At 34.7% G+C, this 22831-nt stretch carries 23 protein-coding genes and 1 other RNA gene; 2 read left to right on the forward strand and 22 right to left on the reverse strand.

The window, feature by feature from the left end; translation table 11 throughout:
• Window positions 1–8: 8 nt before the first annotated feature.
• The 7 genes from MKS83_RS03415 to MKS83_RS03445 form a co-directional block, all read right to left on the reverse strand.
• Window positions 9–1262: a pyridoxal phosphate-dependent aminotransferase gene (locus MKS83_RS03415; RefSeq protein WP_240581971.1), complete on the reverse strand. Its 1254-nt coding sequence runs from the start codon at window positions 1260–1262 to the stop codon at window positions 9–11.
• A gap of 98 nt (window positions 1263–1360) precedes the next feature.
• Window positions 1361–3076, reverse strand: a complete 1716-nt coding sequence (locus MKS83_RS03420; protein WP_240581972.1) for a phospho-sugar mutase — start codon at window positions 3074–3076, stop codon at window positions 1361–1363.
• A gap of 158 nt (window positions 3077–3234) precedes the next feature.
• On the reverse strand, window positions 3235–3936 hold the full coding sequence (locus MKS83_RS03425; protein ID WP_240581973.1) for a GIN domain-containing protein: 702 nt from the start codon (window positions 3934–3936) through the stop codon (window positions 3235–3237).
• Between the two features lie 6 nt (window positions 3937–3942).
• Entirely contained in the window at window positions 3943–4674 is a 732-nt protein-coding gene (locus MKS83_RS03430) for a DUF3667 domain-containing protein (protein ID WP_240581974.1), read from the reverse strand.
• A gap of 22 nt (window positions 4675–4696) precedes the next feature.
• Window positions 4697–5074 carry a hypothetical protein gene (locus MKS83_RS03435; protein ID WP_240581975.1) on the reverse strand — a complete coding sequence of 126 codons (378 nt, stop codon included), beginning with the start codon at window positions 5072–5074 and terminating at the stop codon, window positions 4697–4699.
• A gap of 16 nt (window positions 5075–5090) precedes the next feature.
• Complete coding sequence (locus MKS83_RS03440) at window positions 5091–6041, reverse strand: glycosyltransferase family 2 protein (protein ID WP_240581976.1); 951 nt, start codon at window positions 6039–6041, stop codon at window positions 5091–5093.
• 20 nt (window positions 6042–6061) lie between these two features.
• Entirely contained in the window at window positions 6062–6658 is a 597-nt protein-coding gene (locus MKS83_RS03445; RefSeq protein WP_240581977.1) for a DUF4199 domain-containing protein, read from the reverse strand.
• 132 nt (window positions 6659–6790) lie between these two features.
• On the opposite strand from MKS83_RS03445, the gene ffs reads away from it, so the two are divergent.
• An RNA gene (gene ffs / locus MKS83_RS03450) (signal recognition particle sRNA small type) lies at window positions 6791–6888 on the forward strand.
• A 105-nt stretch (window positions 6889–6993) separates the two neighbouring features.
• On the opposite strand, the gene MKS83_RS03455 is transcribed toward ffs, so the two are convergent.
• The 6 genes from MKS83_RS03455 to gyrA form a co-directional block, all read right to left on the reverse strand.
• Complete coding sequence (locus tag MKS83_RS03455; protein WP_100375742.1) at window positions 6994–7680, reverse strand: metal-dependent hydrolase; 687 nt, start codon at window positions 7678–7680, stop codon at window positions 6994–6996.
• A 330-nt stretch (window positions 7681–8010) separates the two neighbouring features.
• Complete coding sequence (locus tag MKS83_RS03460; protein WP_240581978.1) at window positions 8011–8457, reverse strand: SRPBCC family protein; 447 nt, start codon at window positions 8455–8457, stop codon at window positions 8011–8013.
• 11 nt (window positions 8458–8468) lie between these two features.
• Window positions 8469–9398: a 1,4-dihydroxy-2-naphthoate octaprenyltransferase gene (menA, locus tag MKS83_RS03465; RefSeq protein ID WP_240581979.1), complete on the reverse strand. Its 930-nt coding sequence runs from the start codon at window positions 9396–9398 to the stop codon at window positions 8469–8471.
• A 72-nt stretch (window positions 9399–9470) separates the two neighbouring features.
• Entirely contained in the window at window positions 9471–10307 is an 837-nt protein-coding gene (locus tag MKS83_RS03470; protein WP_100375747.1) for a 1,4-dihydroxy-2-naphthoyl-CoA synthase, read from the reverse strand.
• Between the two features lie 187 nt (window positions 10308–10494).
• The gene (locus MKS83_RS03475; protein WP_240581980.1) at window positions 10495–11538 is read right to left on the reverse strand and encodes a tetratricopeptide repeat protein; all 1044 of its coding nucleotides are present in this window, start codon (window positions 11536–11538) and stop codon (window positions 10495–10497) included.
• A gap of 28 nt (window positions 11539–11566) precedes the next feature.
• Window positions 11567–14155, reverse strand: a complete 2589-nt coding sequence (gyrA, locus tag MKS83_RS03480) for a DNA gyrase subunit A (RefSeq protein ID WP_240581981.1) — start codon at window positions 14153–14155, stop codon at window positions 11567–11569.
• Between the two features lie 149 nt (window positions 14156–14304).
• Between gyrA and MKS83_RS03485 the strand changes: the two genes are divergently transcribed.
• Complete coding sequence (locus tag MKS83_RS03485; RefSeq protein WP_100376992.1) at window positions 14305–14619, forward strand: DUF4286 family protein; 315 nt, start codon at window positions 14305–14307, stop codon at window positions 14617–14619.
• Window positions 14620–14670: 51 nt separating this feature from the next.
• Here MKS83_RS03485 and MKS83_RS03490 read toward each other — a convergent pair whose 3' ends face one another.
• From MKS83_RS03490 to MKS83_RS03530, 9 genes are all read right to left on the reverse strand, one after another.
• On the reverse strand, window positions 14671–14892 hold the full coding sequence (locus MKS83_RS03490) for a hypothetical protein (protein ID WP_240581982.1): 222 nt from the start codon (window positions 14890–14892) through the stop codon (window positions 14671–14673).
• A gap of 96 nt (window positions 14893–14988) precedes the next feature.
• Window positions 14989–15285: a hypothetical protein gene (locus MKS83_RS03495; protein ID WP_240581983.1), complete on the reverse strand. Its 297-nt coding sequence runs from the start codon at window positions 15283–15285 to the stop codon at window positions 14989–14991.
• Window positions 15286–15390: 105 nt separating this feature from the next.
• Window positions 15391–15885, reverse strand: coding sequence for a GNAT family N-acetyltransferase (locus MKS83_RS03500; RefSeq protein WP_240581984.1), 495 nt, complete (start codon window positions 15883–15885; stop codon window positions 15391–15393).
• Between the two features lie 5 nt (window positions 15886–15890).
• A complete protein-coding gene (locus MKS83_RS03505; protein ID WP_100375752.1) occupies window positions 15891–16403 on the reverse strand; it encodes a DUF421 domain-containing protein in 513 nt (170 codons plus the stop codon).
• Between the two features lie 127 nt (window positions 16404–16530).
• Complete coding sequence (locus MKS83_RS03510; protein WP_240581985.1) at window positions 16531–16665, reverse strand: bacteriocin-like protein; 135 nt, start codon at window positions 16663–16665, stop codon at window positions 16531–16533.
• A gap of 144 nt (window positions 16666–16809) precedes the next feature.
• Window positions 16810–17214: a hypothetical protein gene (locus MKS83_RS03515; protein ID WP_240581986.1), complete on the reverse strand. Its 405-nt coding sequence runs from the start codon at window positions 17212–17214 to the stop codon at window positions 16810–16812.
• Between the two features lie 240 nt (window positions 17215–17454).
• Window positions 17455–20286: an excinuclease ABC subunit UvrA gene (gene uvrA, locus MKS83_RS03520; protein WP_240581987.1), complete on the reverse strand. Its 2832-nt coding sequence runs from the start codon at window positions 20284–20286 to the stop codon at window positions 17455–17457.
• Window positions 20287–20478: 192 nt separating this feature from the next.
• A complete protein-coding gene (locus MKS83_RS03525) occupies window positions 20479–22362 on the reverse strand; it encodes a type VI secretion system baseplate subunit TssF (RefSeq protein ID WP_240581988.1) in 1884 nt (627 codons plus the stop codon).
• 22 nt (window positions 22363–22384) lie between these two features.
• On the reverse strand, window positions 22385–22825 hold the full coding sequence (locus tag MKS83_RS03530) for a GPW/gp25 family protein (protein ID WP_100375757.1): 441 nt from the start codon (window positions 22823–22825) through the stop codon (window positions 22385–22387).
• Between the last annotated feature and the right edge of the window lie 6 nt (window positions 22826–22831).

A 22831-nucleotide genomic window follows, 5' to 3' on the forward strand; every position in this document is an offset into this window, starting at 1 on the left:
AGTTTAAGTTATTTCAAAGCATTCAAAGCATTCTCCAATTTAGGCATCATTGTAGAAATTTCTTCAGTTGCCAAACCTCCTACAGAAGCTCTGAACCAAGGCTCAGATTTCTCTTCTCCGAAAGCAGAGAAAGGAACTAAAGCAACACCTGCTTCATTGATTAAATAAAATACTAAATCAGAAGAATTCTCGATAACTGTTCCATCTGGTTTTGTTTTTCCGATATAATCCAATTTGATGGTTAGGTAAAGAGCACCCATTGGTTCAATACTGTCAACAGCAAGACCTTTTCCTTTTAAATCCTGGATTCCACCGTGAAGGACTTTTAAGCTGGCTTCCAATTTATTTTTAAAATCTTCTACAAAAGCATTTACCTCTTCAGGGTTTTCATAATATTTTGCAGTCGCTTCCTGCTCTGGTTTTGGTGCCCAAGCTCCAACGTGCGTTAGAAGAGCTTTCATTTTATCCAAAATATGAGAAGGACCAAATCCCCATCCTACACGAACTCCTGTTGCAGCAAGGCATTTTGAAATACCATCGATATAAATTGTATAGTCTCTCATTTCAGGGAAAAGAGAAACTGGATCTACATGTTCTGCACCAAAAGTAAGGTTAGAATAGATTTGGTCATACATCAAGTATAACGGTTTTTCATCTTCTCCTCTTTTTTTGTTTTCTTCTAAAATAAGTTCACAGATTTCAGAAAGCTGTTCTTTTGTGAACATTGTTCCCGTAGGATTCAATGGTGAACAAAGTGCTACTAAAACCGCTTCTGATAAATGAGGTCTTAAATCATCCGCAGTCGGAAGAAAATTATTTTCAGGAGTCGTCTTCACTTCTACAGCATTAGCCGAAGTGAGATAAGCATAGTGATTATTATTCCAAGATGGTATAGGATAAACCACTTTATCCCCTTCATCAACGATTGTTTTGTAAACCGCATAGATCAATGGTCTTGATCCGGCAGTAATCAAAATATCGTTAGGTGAATAATCAAGATTCCATCTTGTTTTTAAGTCTTTGGAAACTTCTTTTCTTAAAGATAAAAGTCCGTTTGCAGGCGGATAATTTGTCAGATTATTCTGATAAGCTTTCTGAATTTCCTCCTTCAATTTTGCCGGGATCGGGTAAATATTAGAATTCAAATCACCAATCGTAAGATTCGCAATCTCCGCTCCTTTCGCTTTTAAATCATTTACTTCATTACCAATTTTTACAATTTCAGAACCAATCAGGTTCGCCGCTAATTTTGAAACTTTCACTTTATTTTTTATTTAATTATTTTAATGTAATAACTAGCAATGTAACTGTGCAACAATAATTGGTATAATGCTTAACTGATACATTGCTACATTTAATTTTAACTTAGTTGTAAATCTTTTTTTACCTGATTAATTTTCTCTTCCAAAGATTTTAATTTATCTTTAAAATCAGCTTCAGAAGTAACAGAATCCTTTACAGAAACATAAAATTTAATTTTCGGCTCTGTTCCTGAAGGTCTTACACAAACTTTCGTTCCGTCCTGAGTGTAATAAATCAATACATTTGATTTTGGAATGTCGTTCATTACTTTTTTCTCATTGGATGAAACAACGAAATTTGTTTGTTCCTTGAAATCTTTCACTTCTTCAACCAATGAACCTGCAATTTCTTTGGGAGGATTTTCACGGAAATTCTTCATCATATTCTGAATTTCTTCTGCCCCGTCTCTTCCTTTTCTTACAAGGTTGATCAATCCTTCGTAATACATTCCCAATTCCTGATAAATCTCGATCATATATTGGTACATTGTTTTTCCGTTGGCTTTACACCAGGCAGCAATTTCACACGCTAAAATGATACTTCCGCAAGAATCTTTATCTCGAACGAAATCTCCGGTCATAAATCCGAAACTTTCTTCACCACCGCAAATGAATTTTTCCTTTCCTTCGAAATCACGGATCATTTTCCCAATCCATTTGAACCCGGTTAATCCAACTTTACAGTCAACTCCGAATTTTTGAGCAATATCAAAGAAAATATCAGAAGTTACGATCGTGGAACCGATGAATTCTTTTCCGGTGATTTTTCCTTGCTTTTTCCATTCATTCAGAATGTAATAGGTAAGAATTGTATTGGTCTGGTTTCCGTTTAACAATTCGATGTCTCCATCCAAATTTCTAACCGCAATACCTAATCTGTCACCATCCGGATCCGTTCCGATCACGATATCTGCGTTAGTAATTTTAGCAAGATCCATTGCCATTTCTAATGCAGCCGGTTCTTCCGGATTTGGAGAATCTACTGTAGGGAAATTTCCACTCGGAATCATTTGTTCCTTAACCAAATCGATTTTTTTGAAACCTGCTTTCTCCAATGCTTTTGGAACCGTTGTATACGTTGTTCCGTGGATAGAGGTGAAAACTATATTTAAATTTTCTTTTCCAACGTTTTGATATGTTGAGTTTTCAATACAGGCATCGATATAAACATCATCCTGCTCCTCTCCGATCCATTCGATCAGATCATCATTTCCATTAAATTTAATTTCCTCAAATTTTACAGAATATACTTCATTAATGATTGCTTCATCGTGTGGTGGAACGATTTGTGCACCATCATTCCAATATACTTTATAACCATTATATTCAGGCGGATTGTGAGAAGCTGTCAACACAATTCCTCCGTTGCATTTTTTATCTCGTACAGTGAAAGACAATTCCGGAGTTGGTCTGTGATTTTTGAACAGCAATACCTTAATCCCGTTTGCTGTCAAAACATCTGCTACTAATTTTCCGAATTCTTTTGAATTATTTCTTACATCATAAGCAATCGCCACTTTGATTTCCTCTCCTTCAAAATGCTTTAACATATAATTCGCAAGTCCCTGTGTTGCTTGACCTAACGTGTATTTATTTAAACGATTGGTTCCAACCCCCATAATCCCCCTCATTCCTCCTGTTCCGAACTCAAGCTCTCTGTAAAATGAATCTTCCAGATCCGGTGAATTGCCATCAATTAACAATTGAACAGCATCTCTTGTTTCCTTATCGAACGTGTCACTTAACCAAAGTTTTGCTTTTTCTAATGTTGTCATATTTGTATTTTGTTCTTTATATAGTTTGTAAAGTTCCTGTTTAATCTTTTTTGTTTTGTCATTAAGAAACGTATAATCTGTTTTTTATATTTTTAGATTCTTCATTTCACTTCGTTTCATTCAGAATGACAAAATTTCCGGCTACTCTCAGTAATTAATTACTCTAATTTCTTATTCTCTACTCGTGTATCTTTATCAATTTTGAAAGCACGGATCGGATCATTATAATACAAAAATTTTGCAGTATTCTGAATGTGTCCTTTTAATGAATCTTTTACATTGACTTCTGCATAATTTCCATTTTTAGAATCAATATTCAAATTCTCTATTTTCCAATAGGGAGCAATCAAACTCGCTGTATCAGAGATCTTTATCATTGCATTTCTGGTTTGTCCCAAGAAATTAGCCCTGCTTCGGTTCTGCATCTCAACTTCTGCTCTCCTTGTATTGACAGAACCCATAAATGTAGCGTAATTTTTTAAATTTAATCTAAAATTATCAGTCTTAACTTCACTTGAAATATTCATTTCTACTGAATCTGAGATCGCAACTTTTTCCAGATTATATTTTGAATAAATGGTCACATTATAGAAATCCACACCTTTTGTTCCTCGTTTTTCTTTAATAGAAAGTGTTTTATCTTTTACATCAACATCCAGATTATCGGCAACATTGGGATAGGTTTCTATTTCAACAAAGTTTTTAGTTCCTCTTGCATAAAAGACACGAAACTTTCCTTCCAAATCCAGATTTACAAATTCTGAAACATCCACATCCTTCCTTTCAATTTTTCCTTTGGGAGAAACTTTTCCACAGGAAACTACAGCAACCAAAGCCAATGTGTACAATATATTTTTCATATTCAATTAAAATATTTCGTATAAAATCAAACTTATCACAGTTCCTTCCAGTACCATCAAAACATAAAGAACCGATACTCTCCACAGTAATCCTGGTTTTGAGTATGAATTTTTAAAAGCAGTCCAATAAGTAATTGCCGGGAAAAGAATAGAAAGACCGAATAAGATTTTATCAATGATATTAAAAATTTTTTCAACAGGTTTCCATAAACCTATCAAACTTACTATATCACTTAGCAAAAATAAGATTAAAATTCCTAAAAGACTCACTGTTCCTATAATAAAATGCTCTGCAATATTTAATTTTATTCTTTTGAATAAAAAATAAGCATTAAAGGCAAGCATCGGAATAATTACAAATAAGATGGTCTTAGAATATTTTGAAATAAAATTCATCATATCCAGAACATCATCCGTAAGCTCTTCAGGAGGAGCAAATTTTCTATAAAAATGATAAGTTAAAACATTAAAACCAAAAAGAATCAGTAACAACGATATAAAATTGTTGTATCTGATTCTTTTTCCTGAAATGTAATCCATTGCCGTTGTTCCCGGCCTGAATAAAATATTTTTTAAAGTGTGGAGAAATTTAGTTTCAACATGCCAAATTGATCCGAGAATATCATTTTTGATGAGTGAATATATCGTTATTCTTGCTGTGTCGGCTTTCTGTCCGCAATGAGCACAGAACTCACCGGAGATTGAATGACCACAGTTCAAACAACTTTTTTTACTCATTCTTCAAATTAATACATCACTTTTAATTTTTTATTTTCCTATAAAACCATGAAGTTGGTCTTTCTGATATTGATGATATTAATAAATAATCTTTATCTAAACAAGAAATCTTCATTAAAACTGTATCTTTATCAGTGGTATACTTTAACTTTAGTAAGTTTTTCGTTTTTTGATAATCCCCTTTAAGATCCATCGATGTAAAAGTCTGATTATCATTAAAAACCAAAATCCTCATTCCCTTTTCAGAGTTATTTTCTTTTGTCTGTAAAGCATCAATATTATTGATTACAATTCCTTCATAAACTTCAATAAATTCCCATGATCCAAGAATGTTTCTCGACTTACATGAAGATAAAAATAAAACAGCAATTACAATTAATGATAATTTAAAAAATTTCATTTTAAACATCAATCAATTAAATCACTTCATCAATATTATAATTCTTATGTTCTCTGTTGGTTCTGATAATCATTTCTCCTAAAAATCCAGCTACGAAAAGCAATGTTCCCATAAGCATCATCGTTAAAGCAATATAGAACCAAGGATTATTAGTGATTAAATGTCCGTAAATTCCTCTGGCAACGTCAATTAATTTTGAAATTCCCAACCAAAGTGCTGAAAGAAAACCAACAATAAACATTAAGGTTCCTACTGCTCCGAAGAAATGCATGGGTCTTCCACCGAAGCGGCTTACAAACCAAAGTGTTACCAGATCCAGGAAACCTCTGATAAATCTTTCGGTTCCAAATTTTGAAGTTCCGTAAGGTCTTGCCTGATGCTGAACCTCTTTTTCCGTAATTCTTCTGAAACCTGCATTAGCCGCTAAAACCGGAATGTAACGGTGCATGTCTCCATATACATCGATTGTTTTTACGACTTGTTTTTTATACGCTTTTAATCCACAGTTGAAATCATGAAGATAAACTCCAGAAACTTTTCTGGCTGCCGCATTGAATAATTTTGACGGTACGTTTTTCGTCATCACATTATCAAAACGTTTCTTTTTCCAGCCGGAAACTATGTCGTAATTTTCATTGACAACCATTGAATACAATTCTGGAATCTCCTCCGGAAAATCCTGTAAATCAGCATCCATTGTGATAATTACATCACCATTGGTTCTTTCAAAAGCAGCATGTAACGCCTGAGATTTTCCGTAATTTTTAGAGAATTTTATAGCATGAACCTGTGGATTTTGAACCTTCATATTTTCAATGATACTCCAGGATAAATCTGTACTTCCGTCATCTACAAACCAAATTTCATAGGACAAACTGTTTGATCGGCAAACGTTATCAATCCTTGAAAACAGCTCTTCCAAAGAAGCTTCTTCATTCAGTAACGGAATAACTATAGATAAATTCATTTAATTTTTAAATAAAATAATTATTGATTTTGTATTTCGGTATGAACGGTTTTTGTTCTGAAAAACGCCCCGAAAAACACTGACAAAACTACGTAAAATATCAGAATTGCTGCAAAATATCCTGAAAAATGACTTGCGGTAAGCATATCTTTTCCTTTCACAGCCTCCGGATTAAATCTCTGAAGGCCTTCTTTATATTTCTGCTCCAGTTCATCAATATCTTTTTGATGTTTTAAAATCTTTTTTGCAGAGGTATATTCTGCATCAAGTTCTGCTTTTTGTCTTGTTACATATTGATAATTAAGAAGCTTTTTAGCATCTGTATCTACAAAATTTAAAAATGTGTAAATACTAAAAACAGAAAGAATCCCTCCAATGAACATTGGAACAAATGCTCTTTTGAATGCATCTTTAAAACTTACCTCTCTATGGGTGTTCCAATAAGATTTCACAGACCAAAAGGCAGCACCAGCATATAAAATAGGTAAAACGAAAGCATTGGCTTTCAATGAAATATCAAAGTAATTGATTCCTGAGAAAAATTGATACACTACAAAAAAGACAACCATTGTAGCGATAAAAAGTATAATTCCTAATGTTGATGGACTTTTCGTCATATCTAATTTTTTTGAAAAAAGTTGAAAAATTATTGTTCTAAATTTCAGTTATTTAACCTTAACAACGGACTTTTTCAACTATTTTTTCTTTAATAATGTTTTGAAGTTTATAAAATATTCCTACCTTTGCAACGGCAAGTCCTAAACAACCAGCTCCTGAGAATCCTCCAGGGTGGGAACGCAGCAAAGGTAATCGGTCGTAGCGGTGTGATTTAGGTAGCTTGCCATTTTTTATTGGTTTAAGTTGAAGAGAGGTAATTTGAAAATTATCTTTTTTTGTTTCTAAACACTTCAACATTTCCATTCTGATTTTCAAATTACCTTTCAAAATTTATTTAAAATTCGAACGTCTCTCCTAATTTTGGTAAAACAAGTTCTACATTTTTGTCAGCAAAATGCTTTAATGCGCTTTCATGATTAATTTCAATCGCAGGAAAAGTATCAAAGTGACATCCGATTACTTTTGGAGTTTTTAATAATTCTGCTGCTGCAAAAGCTGCTTTTCTAGGGCACATGGTATAGTGGCTACCAATTGGAAGGATAGAAAGATCTAAGTTCCCGTATAGTCTTGGGAACAACTCCATATCTGCCATTACCCCTGTATCTCCAGCCAGATAAAGATTTTTTCCTTCAGGAAGTCTGAAAATATATCCTACAGGAACGCCTCCGTAGCTTCCATCAGGGAAAGAACTTGTATGATGAGCCGGAACCATAGAAATTTTAAGATCATCGATTTTTGCTGATCCCCCTAAGTTCACATCATCTGTATTTTTTGCATTTTTGAAGTACCCGCAGATTTCAGGAACAGCTATAAGAGTTGCTTCCGGATGAAACTGTAATACTTCTGCTACATCTGCAATATGATCTCCATGAGCATGGGTCAATAAAATATAATCGATTTTCTGAGCGGAAATATCAAACCCTGATTCTGCTTTTTTGTAGTTGTAGAATGGGTCGCTCAAGATTGTTTTGTCCTTGTAAGTGAACAGAAAACAGTTTTGTCCTAAGTATTGTATTTTCATTTTTAATTTATTTAAAATTTATGGCGTTATGAATTGATCTACTTTTACCGACATATTACTATTATAATAGTAGATTAAGTACAAACAATATATAATGATCACAGTTTGAAATATTTGAATAAAAATATTCGGTTTTATCTTTTGTTTTAATACCCATAAAGAGATAAAAAAATCAATGATCAGAATTATCCCCAAAATGATAGGTAATATTGCAATTTCTGATATAGATAATTCTCCAAATATTAATTCTTTAAGTAATAATAAAAAGAAACCAACAGATATAATTATTGATAACCAAGAAGTAATTTTATAACTATTTCTCATTTACAATTATTTTGATGGAAATTTATCTTCAATTAATTTCAAATTAATTCCGTGTTCAAGATAAGCTTTGCATCCATCCAAAACCGTTGTAAAACCTCCTGTATTGTCGTTGATAATTTTTAACAAATCTTCTCCTTCCTGAGAAAATCCGTAACTTTTAATAACCACAAGAGTTCCTTTTTCCATTTCTTTGAATTCATAATCTACATTCGTTGAAGGTTCTCCCCAAACTGTTTTTATCAATTGATGTTTAACAATTTGATGTACGATAACATTTGTTTTTACTCCGTACATTTCCCATTCCCAGGTCGCCGCTTTTCCTTCTTCCAGTTTTCCTGTTGATTTTGTAAACCAAAAATTGGTTGTTACTTCCGGATTGATAAATGCTTCGAAAACGTCTTCAATCGGTTTTCTGATCAGCATTTGAGCTTCAACATAGATATTAGAACTCATTATTTTATATTTTAATGAAATAGATTAAGCCCTAAAGCTGTAAGGATTGCTATCATAAAAGTCATGATCCCAATATGTTTCAGGAACTGATCAAGCTCTTTCGGATTCTTTACAGCCATGATCTGTCTTCTCAGTTTCATCAACGGAAGCATAAGAATCATCACAATAAAAACGTAATAGTTCTGCGACTGGAAAAATCCGTTTACTGCTAAAAACATTAAAATCAGGATTAATGGTAATTGTAACAAGATCATTTCATAAATCATTGCATTTTTAAATCCTATTCTTAATGCAAAGCTATTTTTACCCGATAATTTATCGCTTTCGATATCTCTCATGTTATTCAAGTTCAAAACAGCCATACTCATCATTCCGATTGCCGTTCCCGGTAATAGCATATCCCAGCTGAATGATTTTGTAAACAAAAAATAACTTCCACAAACAGAAACCAATCCAAAGAAAATGAATACAAAAATATCTCCCAATCCCATATATCCGTAAGGTCTTTTACCAACCGTATACCCTATCGCTGCTAAAATACAGGCCACTCCCAAACCAATGAAAATATAAAACTCTTTCATATAGTTCGGAAAGAATGCTACATATAAAAGTGCAACTGTTGCTACAAAAGATAAAACAGAAAAGAGAATGACCGCATTTTTCATTTGTTTTGCAGTAATTTTTCCTGAAGCCACTGCTCTTGCTTCTGCTTCAGAAGCTCTTTGGGTATCCGTTCCTTTTACACCGTCTCCATAATCATTTGCATAATTTGAAAGAACCTGATACAACAAAGTCACAATCAATGCTAATGCAAAAATTTTCCAGTCCCAAATTCCGCCTTCACCATAAAGTCTCCATTTTGCGATGAAAGCTCCCATTATAATTCCGCTAAGTGACAGCGGCAATGTTCTCAGCCTTGCGGCTTTTATCCAATCATTCATAGTTTATAAGTAATGGGCAATGAGTAATAGGTAATGATAATATTGCTCATTACCTATTACTCATTACTTATGTTAAGAGATCCATTTGTCTTTTCCGAAATCCGGCTTTCTTTTTTCCAGGAATGCGTTTCTTCCTTCTTTTGCTTCTTCAGTCATATATGCCAAACGAGTTGCTTCACCAGCAAAAACCTGCTGACCAACCATTCCGTCATCAGTAAGATTCATTGCAAACTTCAGCATTCTGATTGATGTTGGAGATTTTGCTAAAATTTCCTGCGCCCATTCGTAAGCTGTATCTTCTAATTCGTCGTGAGGAATTACTGCATTTACCATTCCCATTTCAAAAGCTTCCTGAGCAGAATAGTTTCTCCCTAAAAAGAAAATTTCACGGGCTTTTTTCTGTCCTACCATTTTTGCTAGATATGCAGAACCATAACCTCCGTCAAAACTTGTAACATCTGCATCGGTTTGTTTGAAAATAGCGTGTTCTTTACTGGCCAATGTAAGATCACAAACAACATGAAGAGAATGACCTCCACCAACTGCCCATCCCGGAACAACAGCAATAACCGCTTTTGGCATAAAGCGAATCAATCGTTGAACCTCTAAAATATTCAATCGGTGTCTTCCGTCTTCTCCCACATATCCTTGATGCCCTCTTGCTTTTTGATCTCCGCCGCTGCAGAAAGCCCAACCTCCATCTTTCGGACTTGGTCCTTCTCCTGAAAGCAACACAACACCTATTGAAGGATCTTCCGAAGCGTCATAAAAGGCGTCGTATAATTCTGAAGTTGTTTTAGGTCTGAATGCATTGCGAACTTCCGGTCTGTTAAAAGCAATTCTGGCTACGCCATTACATTTTTTATATGTAATATCATCGTATTCTTTGACGGTTTTCCACTCGATCATTTTTGTAAAAATTTTTCTCAAAGATACGGAATTACAGAGAATTTTAACATTGATTTTTGATGAGAATAATTGGAAAATGTTAGTTGAAAATTTCTTGAAACTTTACTGTAGCCTAATGTTTATTTCTAAAAATAAAACCGAAACTGTAACAGTTCCGGTTTTCTATTCAATTTAAGTATCTGATTAATTATTTAGCAGGTTGTTTAGCTTGAATTTCAGCTTCCTTGGCTTTCATTTCATTATACTTAGCCTGATTCTTAGTGATACTGTAAATATCTTTCAGTGTAGAGATAGCATCTAAATTTTCAGGTTGAGCTTTATACCAGCTTTCAGCATGAGGTAACGCCTGATCAAATCTAGCTCTTCTAGCTTCAATCAACTTAGTTGCATCATCCGGCTTAGTTTTTCTTAACGCATTAATTTCTTTTACTGCTGCATCATCATCACCAATCGTTGTATATACTAAATTCTGATATGCATTACCCAATAATTTAGGATCGTTAGCGGCTAGTCCGATTGCTTTTTTAAATGATTCAAAAGCATCATTTTTAGTAGCTGGATTTTTAGATTGCAAAACTCCTAAATTATACCAGTTTGTGCCATCATTAGGATTTTTAGCCAACTGTTCTTTTAGGTTTTGCATAAATTTATCAGTATTTCCTGATGCATATAATGCAGTTCCCTGATATTCCTTTAATTTAGTATTATTAGGATATTTTGCCAGTCCTTTTTCAATGATTGCCAAAGCTTCATCATTTTTCTTAGCATTTAGTAATAATGTTGATAAAGTTTCATACAAATCCGGTTCTACGCTTTTAGTCTGCTCTGTTTTAAAATCAGAATAATCAGGATTTTTTTTCATTAATTCCCAGGTATTTCTATCCAAAGGAACAACCTCTCCTGTTTTTTTATCTTTTGCCGAATAAGTCGTCTGAACACCAGTATATCCTGAGTTAATTAAGTCGGTATAAATTTTTATTGCAGGATCTAAACTGTTTGCTAATGCATAACTAAGACCAGCATAATACATATAAGTCTTATCATCCTGTCCGTTACTTTTCAAAAGTTCATACACTTCCATAAATTTTGGTGCTGCAACAGTATAATTTTTAGAATTATATGCATCCATTGCCGTTTTATTAGCAGCCTGCAGCTTTGCATTTACATCCTCTTTCTGTCCAAATGCAAAAGAAGACGCAACGATAGCCATACCTAAAATTAGTTTCTTCATAATAACTATTTTATATAATTGTACAATTTTATTCCTCCGAATCAGAATTCTCAGTTTCCTCTGTAGTACTTTCGTTTTCTACTTGAGGGACTTCTGTATTGTTTTCCTGGTTATCAGCTACAGTTTCTGCCCCTTCTTCATTTTCTTCAGAATCTTCTTCTACATCTTTATCCATTTCTACTTTTGCAATGGCTGCAATTTCGTCATTTTTCTTAAGGTTGATCAATCTTACTCCTTGTGTATTTCTACCCATTACCCTCATTTCATCCATTCCCATTCTGATAGCAACACCGGATTTGTTGATAATCATCAATCCGTCTTCGTCTGTTACGTTCTGAATAGCAATCAGATTTCCTGTTTTTTCGGTAATATTCAGAGTAATAACTCCTTTTCCCCCTCTGTTGGTAATTCTGTAATCTTCTACAGCAGTTCTCTTTCCGTATCCTTTTTCAGATACTACAAGAACCGTTTCTTTCTCCACATCATTCACAACTATCATACCAATTGCCTCATCATCATCTTCCATGGCAATACCACGAACTCCGATAGAACCTCTACCCACTTCTCTTACTTTTTCTTCAGGGAAACGGATACATTTACCGTTTTTCGTAGCAATCATAATCTGAGAAGTTCCGTTTGTTAAGTAAGCCCCTAACAACTGGTCATTATCTCTAATTTCGATGGCATTTACCCCATTTACTCTCGGTCTGGAATAAGCTTCAAGCGACGTTTTCTTAATGGTTCCGTTTTTAGTAACCATTACAACACTCATTTGATTAACATATTCAGAGTCTCTTAAGTTGTTGGTTCTGATATAAGCTTTGATCTTGTCATCCGGTTCAATATTAATTAAGTTTTGTACCGCTCTTCCTTTAGCCGTTTTAGAACCTTCAGGAATTTCAAATACTCTTAACCAATAACATCTTCCTTTTTCCGTAAAGAACAACATGTATTGGTGGTTTGTCGCAGAAACAATGTATTCTAAGAAGTCAGAATCCCTCGTTGTCGCAGCTTTGTTTCCTACCCCACCCCTGCTTTGAATTTTATATTCAGAAAGAGAAGTTCTCTTAATATAACCAGCGTGAGAAATGGTAAGAACTACAGATTCATTCGGAATAATATCCTCGATAGACATTTCACCTCCTGAATAGTCGATTTCAGTTCTTCTTTCGTCGCCGTATTTTTCTTTGATTTCAATTAATTCATCCTTAATGATCTGGAATCTTCTCGGCTCATTTGCTAAAATATCCTCCAAATCAGCAATTTCTTTCATAATTGCATCATATTCATCACGGATCTTATCAAGCTCCATTCCTGTTAAACGGGCAAGACGTAAATCCAGAATCGCCTGAGCCTGAATTTCAGAAAGCTCAAATGCTTCTATCAATCCTTCTTTTGCAGCTTGTGGATTTGCAGAGTGACGGATAATTGAAATTGCTCTGTCCAGAGAATCCTGAGTTCCGATCACTTTCATGAAACCTTCCAAGATATGAGCTCTTTCTTTTGCTTTTTTAAGCTCGAACTGAGTTCTTCTTACGATAACTTCATGTCTGTGCTCCACAAAGTGGTGAATGATATCTTTTAGGTTTAATTGCTCCGGTCTACCATGAACCAACGCAATATTATTAACACTGAAAGAAGTCTGAAGCGCAGTATATTTATATAATAAGTTTAAAACAACATTTGGAATCGCATCATTTTTCAGCTCATAAACAATACGAAGACCTCTTCTGTCTGACTCATCTCTGATTTCATAAATTCCTGGAATTTTTTCTTCTTTAACGAGTTCTGCTGTTCTTGCAATCATTTCCGCCTTGTTCACCTGATAAGGAACCTCGTTTACGATAATTGCATTTCTGTTTCCGATTTCCTCGAAGGCAACTTTAGCTCTAAGAACTACTCTACCTCTACCTGTATGGAAAGCATCCCTTACACCATCATAACCATAGATAATCCCACCTGTAGGAAAATCCGGAGCGATGATATGCTGCATTAGTTCATCGATGGTAATTTCTTTATTATCGATATAGGCACAAATTGCATTTACAGACTCCGTCAAGTTATGAGGAGCCATATTTGTTGCCATCCCTACTGCAATGCCGGAAGTTCCGTTAACTAAAAGGTTAGGAATTTTTGAAGGTAAAACTGTCGGTTCCTGTAAACTGTCGTCGAAGTTATTCTGAAAATCTACAGTTTCTTTGTCTAGGTCTGAAAGAACCTCATCTGAGATTTTCTTCAATCTTGCTTCGGTGTAACGCATTGCTGCCGGTGGGTCACCATCCATAGAACCAAAGTTACCCTGTCCATCTACCTGAGGATAACGCAAGCTCCAGTCCTGAGCCATTCTCACCATCGCATCATATACAGAAGAGTCTCCATGCGGGTGATATTTACCCAAAACATCCCCAACAATTCTCGCAGATTTTAAATATTTTCGATTAGAAAAAACCCCTAATCCATACATACCGTAAAGTACTCTTCTATGAACGGGCTTCAAGCCGTCTCTTACGTCTGGTAACGCTCTTGAAACGATAACCGACATCGAATAATCGATATAAGACGACTTCATTTCATCAACAATGTTGATAGGAATCAGTCTTTCTCCTTCTTTTTGCATAAACAAATTTTATTATAATGATAGTCAGACCCTTAGCTGTATGTCTGAAAATTATTCTTTTTGAATTTTTATTAACGGGCTAATTTACGAAAAATTTGCCGATTTTTGCAGTAAATTTTATCCACAGAATCTTAAAAATTCATAAAAATATGAGCATACTGAGTATAACTTTCCACTGCCCTAAAACTCATCTTGAGGAATGGGAAAATTATATTGATGAAACCTTGGTTTTAATGACGGAAAATTTAATGGATGTCAATAAATATATCCTTTCTGATGTACACAGTGATTACATTGAGGAGGGAAAAAATTATAATCTTCTTTTACTATTTGACAATGATGAATTAAGAGATGATTTCGTGAAAAGTGAATTGGAAAACATTGCCGAAAGAATAGAAGCCAGATTCGGACAGGAAGTAATGATCTTCAATACTTTTCTCAACCCTAAAAAATCGAGACTTTAATCCTATTACAATAAAAGCACTGAAAAGTTTCAGTGCTTTTTATTTTTTCATCTAATGATGCCTATGGCCATTTCCTCTATGCTTATAATGTCCATTCCCTCTTTTTTCATAGATATAAACTTTTTTTGCATGTCCAGGAGGAATTCTTCTCCCATGAGGCTCATGAATTACACAAGAAGTGAGCATGAGCATTACTGTTGTAACACCGACAATTTTAATTAATCCTTTCATTTTTTCACTTTTCAAATTTCCAGATCGGAAATAATCAATCATGATGCCAAAGTTTTAAAAGCCGCATCATTTCTTTAAGAGATTACTCGCAATCTTTTAAAGAAAAATGACTGTTTAAAAACAGTCACTTTTATTGTTCTATAATTTCACTATAATCACAGGTCTGCTATGATAAACACGATGTGGCCTATGAGAATAATATCTTGGTCTTACAGGTTCGTAATAATATCTTTTATAACGATGTCTCGGAGGTCGGTGATAAACAACAGGTCTATAGTAAGGTCTGGGTGGACCATAATAATAATGTTTCGAATGCTTTGGACCGTGACCGTATCCATGCCCATGTCCATGTCCTCTCTGCATTGGCGAAGCCTGATAGAAAGCAAAAGAAAAAATGATTAAGAAAAATCCTAATACTTTAGTTAAAAAATTCATAGCAAGTTATTTTCAAATTACAATACGAAACTTGCAAGACTAATGCCAATAATGCATTATTATTGAATTCTATGAAAATTTTAAGAAAGTTTATTATTTTTTTTGTTAAAAAACATTTTCGCTTCTTCTTTCAAGCATAACAACATCTTTCCAAACATTATTCAGTTTACCTATCTTTTTTCTCACACCAACAATTCGGAAACCATTTTTTTGATGAGCTTTTAAGGCTCCCTCATTTTCAGGGAAAATATTCGTCTGCAAGGTCCAGAAACCATGTTCCTCACTGTCTAAGATCATCTTTTTAAGTAAAACAGAACCCAATCCTTTACTCTGATAATTATTCTCAAAGTAAATACTTACTTCTGCCACTCCTTTAAAACTCTCTCTTTTACTAACCGGCTTCAGAGCACACCATCCTACAACTTCATTGTTTTCGTTTTCCAGAACCCAACGGCAATCGTTGAAATAATCCATATTCCATGCTTCAACAGTGGGAACCGTGGTTTCAAAAGTAGCTATTCCGCCTTCGACACCCTGCTGAAATATTTGCAATACCCTTGCTTCGTCACTGGGAAGCATTTCTCTCAATTCGTAGTTCATTTGTTTTAATGATATTTACGTTTATTTTTCCTTTTAATTCTGGAATAATGGGTTTGCTTGTCTTTTTCATCTTCGGAAATTACACTGATATTCCCATCTACTTCCAATATGGATAGTTTTACATTTTTTATCCCGTTAACCCCATGTTCCCTGATCGCTTCTTCCAATTCATCTTCTGTGATCTTAACCTCATCTAAAGCTTTCTGAATTACCACTCCATCTTTTATCAAAATCACAGGGTCTTCTTCCATAAAGGTTTTAAATGAAGGATGCCTGAACATTAATCTCTTTAAGATAAAATTAGCAGCAAAAAGTACCAGAGCCGCAACCAAACCTCCTTGTAAAGAAGTATCCGGGCCTACCATTGCGTTCTGAACTGCATTTGAAATTAACAGAAGTAAAACTACATCCCCTGCATTAAGCTGGGAAAGCTGATTTTTACCAAACAAACGAATAGCGACTACCATAAAGAGGTAAACGCAAAGCGAACGGATAACGACATCTAAAATGGGATTCACGATAGTTTTTTATACTATCAAATGTATTGATTTTTTGTTTTGATTGAAAAAAATAAAATTTCAAATAACAGATCTTGTATTTAATATACAAATAAAAAAACCGCTTTATAAAAAGCGGTTTAGATGATTAAGGACATTGCCCGATTGGAACTGTGCTGCAAACTGTTTTATTCAGCCTCTCGCAATAAACACAGTATTGTTTCGGTTCTCCTCCGTACACAGATTTTAGTTCTGCTTTTGTTAGTTTCTTTAAATTTTTCATATCGTTTTAATTTTGTGAACTTAAATATAAAACGAAAATCATATCCAGTTATTATAAATTTCTTTTTAAAGTTTTCACAATTTACACCTCAAAACAAAAACCACACAAAATTTGTGTGGTTTCATTATGATAGATTTATAAGCATTATCTGTTATTGATATCTACTCTTACAGGCATTACATACGTAGAAGCAATCATATTTTCATTTAATTTTTTGCTGTCTACTCTATACAAAAGTTTGCTTAACACGTTTTCAATTTCCTTGCTAACATTTTTGCAATCTCCTTTAGAATGAACGTTTACGATCTTACCGTTTTCTGCAATATCAAATTTTACTTCCGAGTTCACAATTCCCTGCTTATAATCAGAATTGGTGAAGTCGAAATTTGCCATCAACAAGTTTCTGATCTCACTGAAAGCATCATTTTTATTCAGTTGAACTTCCTGTATGGTATTATTGTTTGTTGCTTGTGCTTTTGCAGAACTTAATACAGTAATAAATCCACAAACTAGAAAAGAAGCGATCAATATTTGAATTTTATTTTTCATAACTCTTTGATTTTAAATGTTATTTTAAACTTATTTACTATTTCTTTACCAAAGATATATAAAATAATTCATATTAATTTTACATTCAGTTAACATTCAGTTAACATTAAAAATTAAAATACTGATTTTCAATACAATAAAAATTTAAAATAATTGAAAATTTAATATTGGAAGTTAATATTGGATATAAAAAAGGCTAAATCTCACTTGATTTAGCCCTATATATTTTATAAAAAATAATTATTCAAGTTCTCGTTTTAGAAACTTTCCTGTCAAGCTCTTCTTGGACTTCACAATCTCCTCCGGAGTTCCCTGCGCAACGATCTGCCCACCGTGTTTTCCTCCTTCCGGACCTACGTCGATAATATGATCGGCCAATTTAATAACATCCATATTATGTTCAATAATAATGAAAGAGTTACCTAGCTCCACCAGTTGGTTAATGGCATCCATCAGGATTTTTACATCCTCAAAATGAAGCCCTGTTGTCGGCTCATCAAGAATATATAAGGTATTTCCGGTCTGTCTTTTTGCCAATTCTGTTGCCAACTTGATACGTTGAGCTTCCCCTCCTGAAAGTGTTGTTGATTGCTGTCCTAGGGTAATATAGCCTAAACCTACATCCTGCAATGTTTTCACTTTCGTAAAGATCTTAGGAATCGGCTGGAAAAATTCTACCGCTTCATCGATTGTCATATCTAGCACATCGGAAATTGATTTTCCTTTGTAACGGACTTCCAGTGTTTCCCTGTTAAAACGCTTCCCATTGCAAGTCTCACAATGAACGTAAACATCGGGTAAGAAATTCATTTCAATCACCTTCAAACCGCCTCCCTGACAAGTTTCGCATCTTCCGCCTTTCACATTGAAAGAGAATCTTCCAGGTTTGTAACCACGGATTTTAGATTCAGGCAATTCTGCAAAAAGGTTTCTGATATCCGTAAACATTCCTGTGTACGTCGCAGGATTTGACCGTGGCGTTCTACCAATAGGAGTCTGGTCTACATCTACGATTTTATCGATGTGTTCAAGGCCTTCGATTTTTTTGTAAGGCAAAGGTTCCTGAACCGCTCTGTAAAAGTGTTTGTTAAGAATCGGATATAAAGTTCCGTTAATCAAAGAAGATTTTCCGCTTCCTGAAATCCCCGAAACGACAACCAGTTTTCCAAGAGGAATATCAAGCGTTACATTTTTAAGGTTGTTTCCTGTAGCTCCTTTTAAAACTATGTTTTTACCATTTCCTTCTCTTCTCTTTTCAGGAATGGCAATTTTTCTTTTTCCGTTAATATATTGAGCGGTAATAGTATCTGCTTTCAGCAAATCTTTTGGTTTCCCCTGCCAAAGAATCTCTCCTCCGAATTTTCCGGCTCTCGGACCAATATCCAATACCTCATCGGCTTCCAGAATCATGTCTTTATCATGTTCTACCACAAGTACAGAGTTTCCGATATCACGAAGGTTTTTTAAGGAATTAATCAGTCTTTCGTTGTCTCTCTGATGTAATCCGATACTTGGTTCATCTAAAATATATAATACATTCACCAATTGAGAGCCAATCTGTGTTGCCAGACGGATTCTTTGAGATTCTCCTCCCGAAAGCGTTTTCGAGCTCCTGCTCAGACTTAGATAATCAAGGCCAACATCTAACAAAAACTGGAGTCTGGTTTCAATTTCTTTTAAGATTTCATGAGCAATAATCGCGTTTTTCTCGGAGAATTTATCTTTAACATCAGCTAACCATTCTTTTAAGTCTGATAAACTTAAGGCATTGACTTCCGCAATATTTTTTCCGTCAATTTTAAAGCTTAAGCTTGAAGGCTGAAGACGGGTTCCTTTGCATTCGGGGCAGGTTTCTTCCGTAGTGAAATGTCTTTCCAGTAAAATTGCTTCGTAAGATTCTCTTTCTTCAATAATCTCCTCCATAAAAGGAATCAACCCATCAAAACTGATCTTGATCTTCTTGGTAATTCCTGCGTATTTGAGATCTTTATTAAACTCTTTATGACAGCCGTTATAGATATAATCCAATGCTTCCTCGGGAATATCCTGAAATGGCGTAGTAAGCCCCAAGCCAAAAATTTCAAGGATATTTTTGATCTGGGAAACAACCCATTTGTTAGACTTAATATCTTCCAAAGGCAATAAACCTCCTTGGTTAATCGATAATTTCGGATTTTCAACAAAATAATCGGTATTGATTTTTTTAATTGTTCCCAGTCCTTTACAGCTTGGACAGCTTCCCTTCGGAGAGTTAAAAGAAAAGGTATTCGGTTCCGGAAGAGCCAGTGAATGTCCTGTTTCTGCATCCATTAGGTTTTTAGAGAAATATTCAATTTCCGTACTTCCAAGTTTTTGAATTCCGATCAGCCCTTCTCCCATTTCCATTGCTGTACGCAACGATTTTTCCATTCTGTTTTCAGAAGCTGATTCTCCAATAATCCAGCGGTCGATTACAATGTCAATGTCGTGAGTTTTATATCGGTCAAGCTTTAAATCATATTCAATATCCGTCAGTTCTCCATCAATTCTCGCCTGTCCGTACCCTTTCTTGGCCATTTGTACGAAAAGTTCGTGATAATGTCCTTTTCTGGCTCTTACAACAGGAGCCATCAACATGATCTTTTCACCTTTATAGTTTTCCTTGATCGTATCAAGAATCTGATCTTCCGTGTAGCTTACTAATTTCTTACCTGTGGTCTGTGAATAGGCATCTGAAACTCTGGCAAACAAAAGACGCAGGAAGTCGTATAATTCTGTAACGGTTCCTACCGTTGAGCGTGGATTTTTATTGGTTGTTTTCTGTTCAATAGCAATCACTGGGGATAATCCTTCGATCTTATCAACATCCGGACGTTCCAGACCTCCTAGAAATTGTCTTGCATAGGCAGAAAATGTTTCGATATAGCGACGCTGACCTTCTGCAAAGATGGTATCAAAAGCCAATGAAGATTTTCCGCTTCCCGAAAGCCCGGTAATTACTACCAGTTCGTTACGTGGAATTTTTACATTGATGTTTTTAAGATTATGCTCGCGTGCGCCGTAAACTTCTATATATTCTGTTGATTTACTCATAATTTGGTGTGACTTTACCTGAAAATCACGATGTGCAAAATTACGGATTTTTTAGGAATTTTTTGTGTTAAAAATATTAGTTACTCAATACAAAAAGACATTTTTTTCACTTCAAATTTAAAATTCTCTTTAATTTAATTGGTAAAGAAAAACCGGTGAAAAATTCACCGGTTCATTAGGTATGTTTTAGATTTAATAATCTCCAAAATCAGAATCTTCATTGCTTACTTTCACCAAATATTCTATCCCGTCTATTGCTTTTGAAATAATACGGTTTCTAAGCATATTGGCTATATTTTCCCAATACATTCTTCCGTAAAATGAATAGTTTTGAGGAATGATCTCTACTTCCACCGTACGTACAAAGCCTTCTTTAGGTTTATTGCTGATCATTGTTCCCCGTGTTACCCGTACTTCTTTCAACTCATCTTTCAGTACCATTCTGCAATAGTTTTTTACATCTTCCAGAGAAATGATTTTATCCCTGGTTGTCAGAGCATATTTATAGGCCTGAATGCTGTCTGTTCCTTTTTGCTCTTCTGCTCCTCCTATCGTTTCGGTAAGAAGAACCAGCATCTGAGATTTTAACTGATTGGAAAGTTCCGTTCCGGGACGCATATGATTGGCCAAAGTAGAATGTGTTACCCAAAACGAAGCATAAGTATGATCTGTTTTATCAACAGGCTCCATGATAACGTAGTTGAGCTCTTGTTTAATACTTCTTTTAGCATTATTTACTTTTTGAATCATAGACTTCATTTTGTCTGACATTTCACTCAGAATACCTTTTACATTATCTCTGTTCAATAATGAAAAAGCTGCAATTTCGTCTCTGGTAAGCTCCAGTACACTTGCAATCATATCGACTGCATTTCTGTTTGAAAAACGCTCCATTCCTCCTTTTCTAACAGTATAGAGTCCTTTCTTCAGATCATCGCTTGGTGTAAACGGAATTTCTGTATATCTTCTTCCGTCACCATCCTGAACTTCATCTACATACAGGAAATGTTCCCCGTCATCTGTCACCAAAGGAATGTTATTCCCCATAATATCAAGACTATACTCCGTTTTCTTCCAACCTCTGTTATAGATTGGAAATGCATTGAGTACAAACGAAAAGTTATCTAAGATCTCAGCGGAGAACTGTGGCGGAAATTCAAAAGTAAGCCATAAGAACTTTTTACCTTCGATATATTTGTTGATTTCCTCTTTATAATCAAGGAAGTCCAAATTTTCAGGAAGTTTTCCAGCTTCAGTAAATAAGCTTTCTGAAATCCCTTTTACTTCTATGAATTTATGATGATAAATACTTTTAACATCTTCTACAATTTTATTTTGGATAGACTGTTCTTTGAATATTTGCTCATAGCCATCCGCTTCGTTATTTTTCAGATAAGTCAGCCCTTCCCGAACAAACAACGGATTGTTGTTACTTGTCACGGTAATATATGGCAGGAGCTTATATACGAAATCGATATGTTCAAAAGCAGGATTTGAGCAATAAATACTAAGGTTTTTTGGAAATTTCTCACTGCTGTATTTTGATACATTAATCCCTATGGTAACTTTTCTGTAATCTTCCGGCCTTCCCTGAAATCTTGCAATAGGAACTTTATTAAGTCTGTCATCAATTCCATAACAGGTATTTCCTACAAACATGACAGCAGTTTGTGCTTTATTAATCCTTACATTTCCTACCGGAGTAAAAGGAATATTAATCTGCTTATCAGACTCTGATTTTACCGTAGAAATCATCTGTTTTCTGAAGAAGAACTCTGTATGCTCCAATAATACTTCAGTAGATTCCGTAGGATTTGTAAAGGCAACTGCATGAGCAGGAACCGGATGGGTATAAATAGACGGAGTAAGAAGTTTTGCAAGTTTTTCTAAAATTCGTGCGTTTACCGTCTGTATTTCGTTGTTGGCTTTAAAAATTTCAGTGCTGAATGCATCAATTAATAATTTTACAAAAGGATCTAAAGACTGCGGACTTTTTAATCCCCAGACTTTAGTTGCATTCTGCAACATTCTTGCTTTTACCGATTCTTTGGAATATATATTCTGATCTAAATTCATAATTCGTGATTACCTTTAAAAATTAATCAATAGACATTGGGCTCAAAAATAATTCTGTGGAAAAACTGAATCGTTCTCCCGTCATTTCCATTTTCGCATTAATGGCTATTTTTACTTTTTTCTTGATTTCCGTGTGCTCTTTCGTGTCGTAATTATGCTCTACAAACTGAATATGAGCTTCAATTTGCGGCTGTACGATTCTGGGTTCGTAGTCCTGTATCTGCCTTTTCAGGCTCTTAATGAAAACGTTTTCCCAAACAGCACTGGTAACTCCATTATCGAATTCCAGATTCCAAACATCGTTTCCGTAATTTTCATCATATCTGTTTTCGCCTTTTTTGGTGGTGATCAACAACATAATGTTATGGGCAATACTTTCACCCATATCGCAGGTATCAATACTTCCTCCTTCCGTCATTAATGTTGATGGAACAAAAGGCATTCTGTAATTTGGTGTGTCCATGATTCA

The sequence above is a fragment of the Chryseobacterium sp. Y16C genome (genome assembly GCF_022488405.1).
GTDB lineage: Bacteria > Bacteroidota > Bacteroidia > Flavobacteriales > Weeksellaceae > Chryseobacterium > Chryseobacterium geocarposphaerae.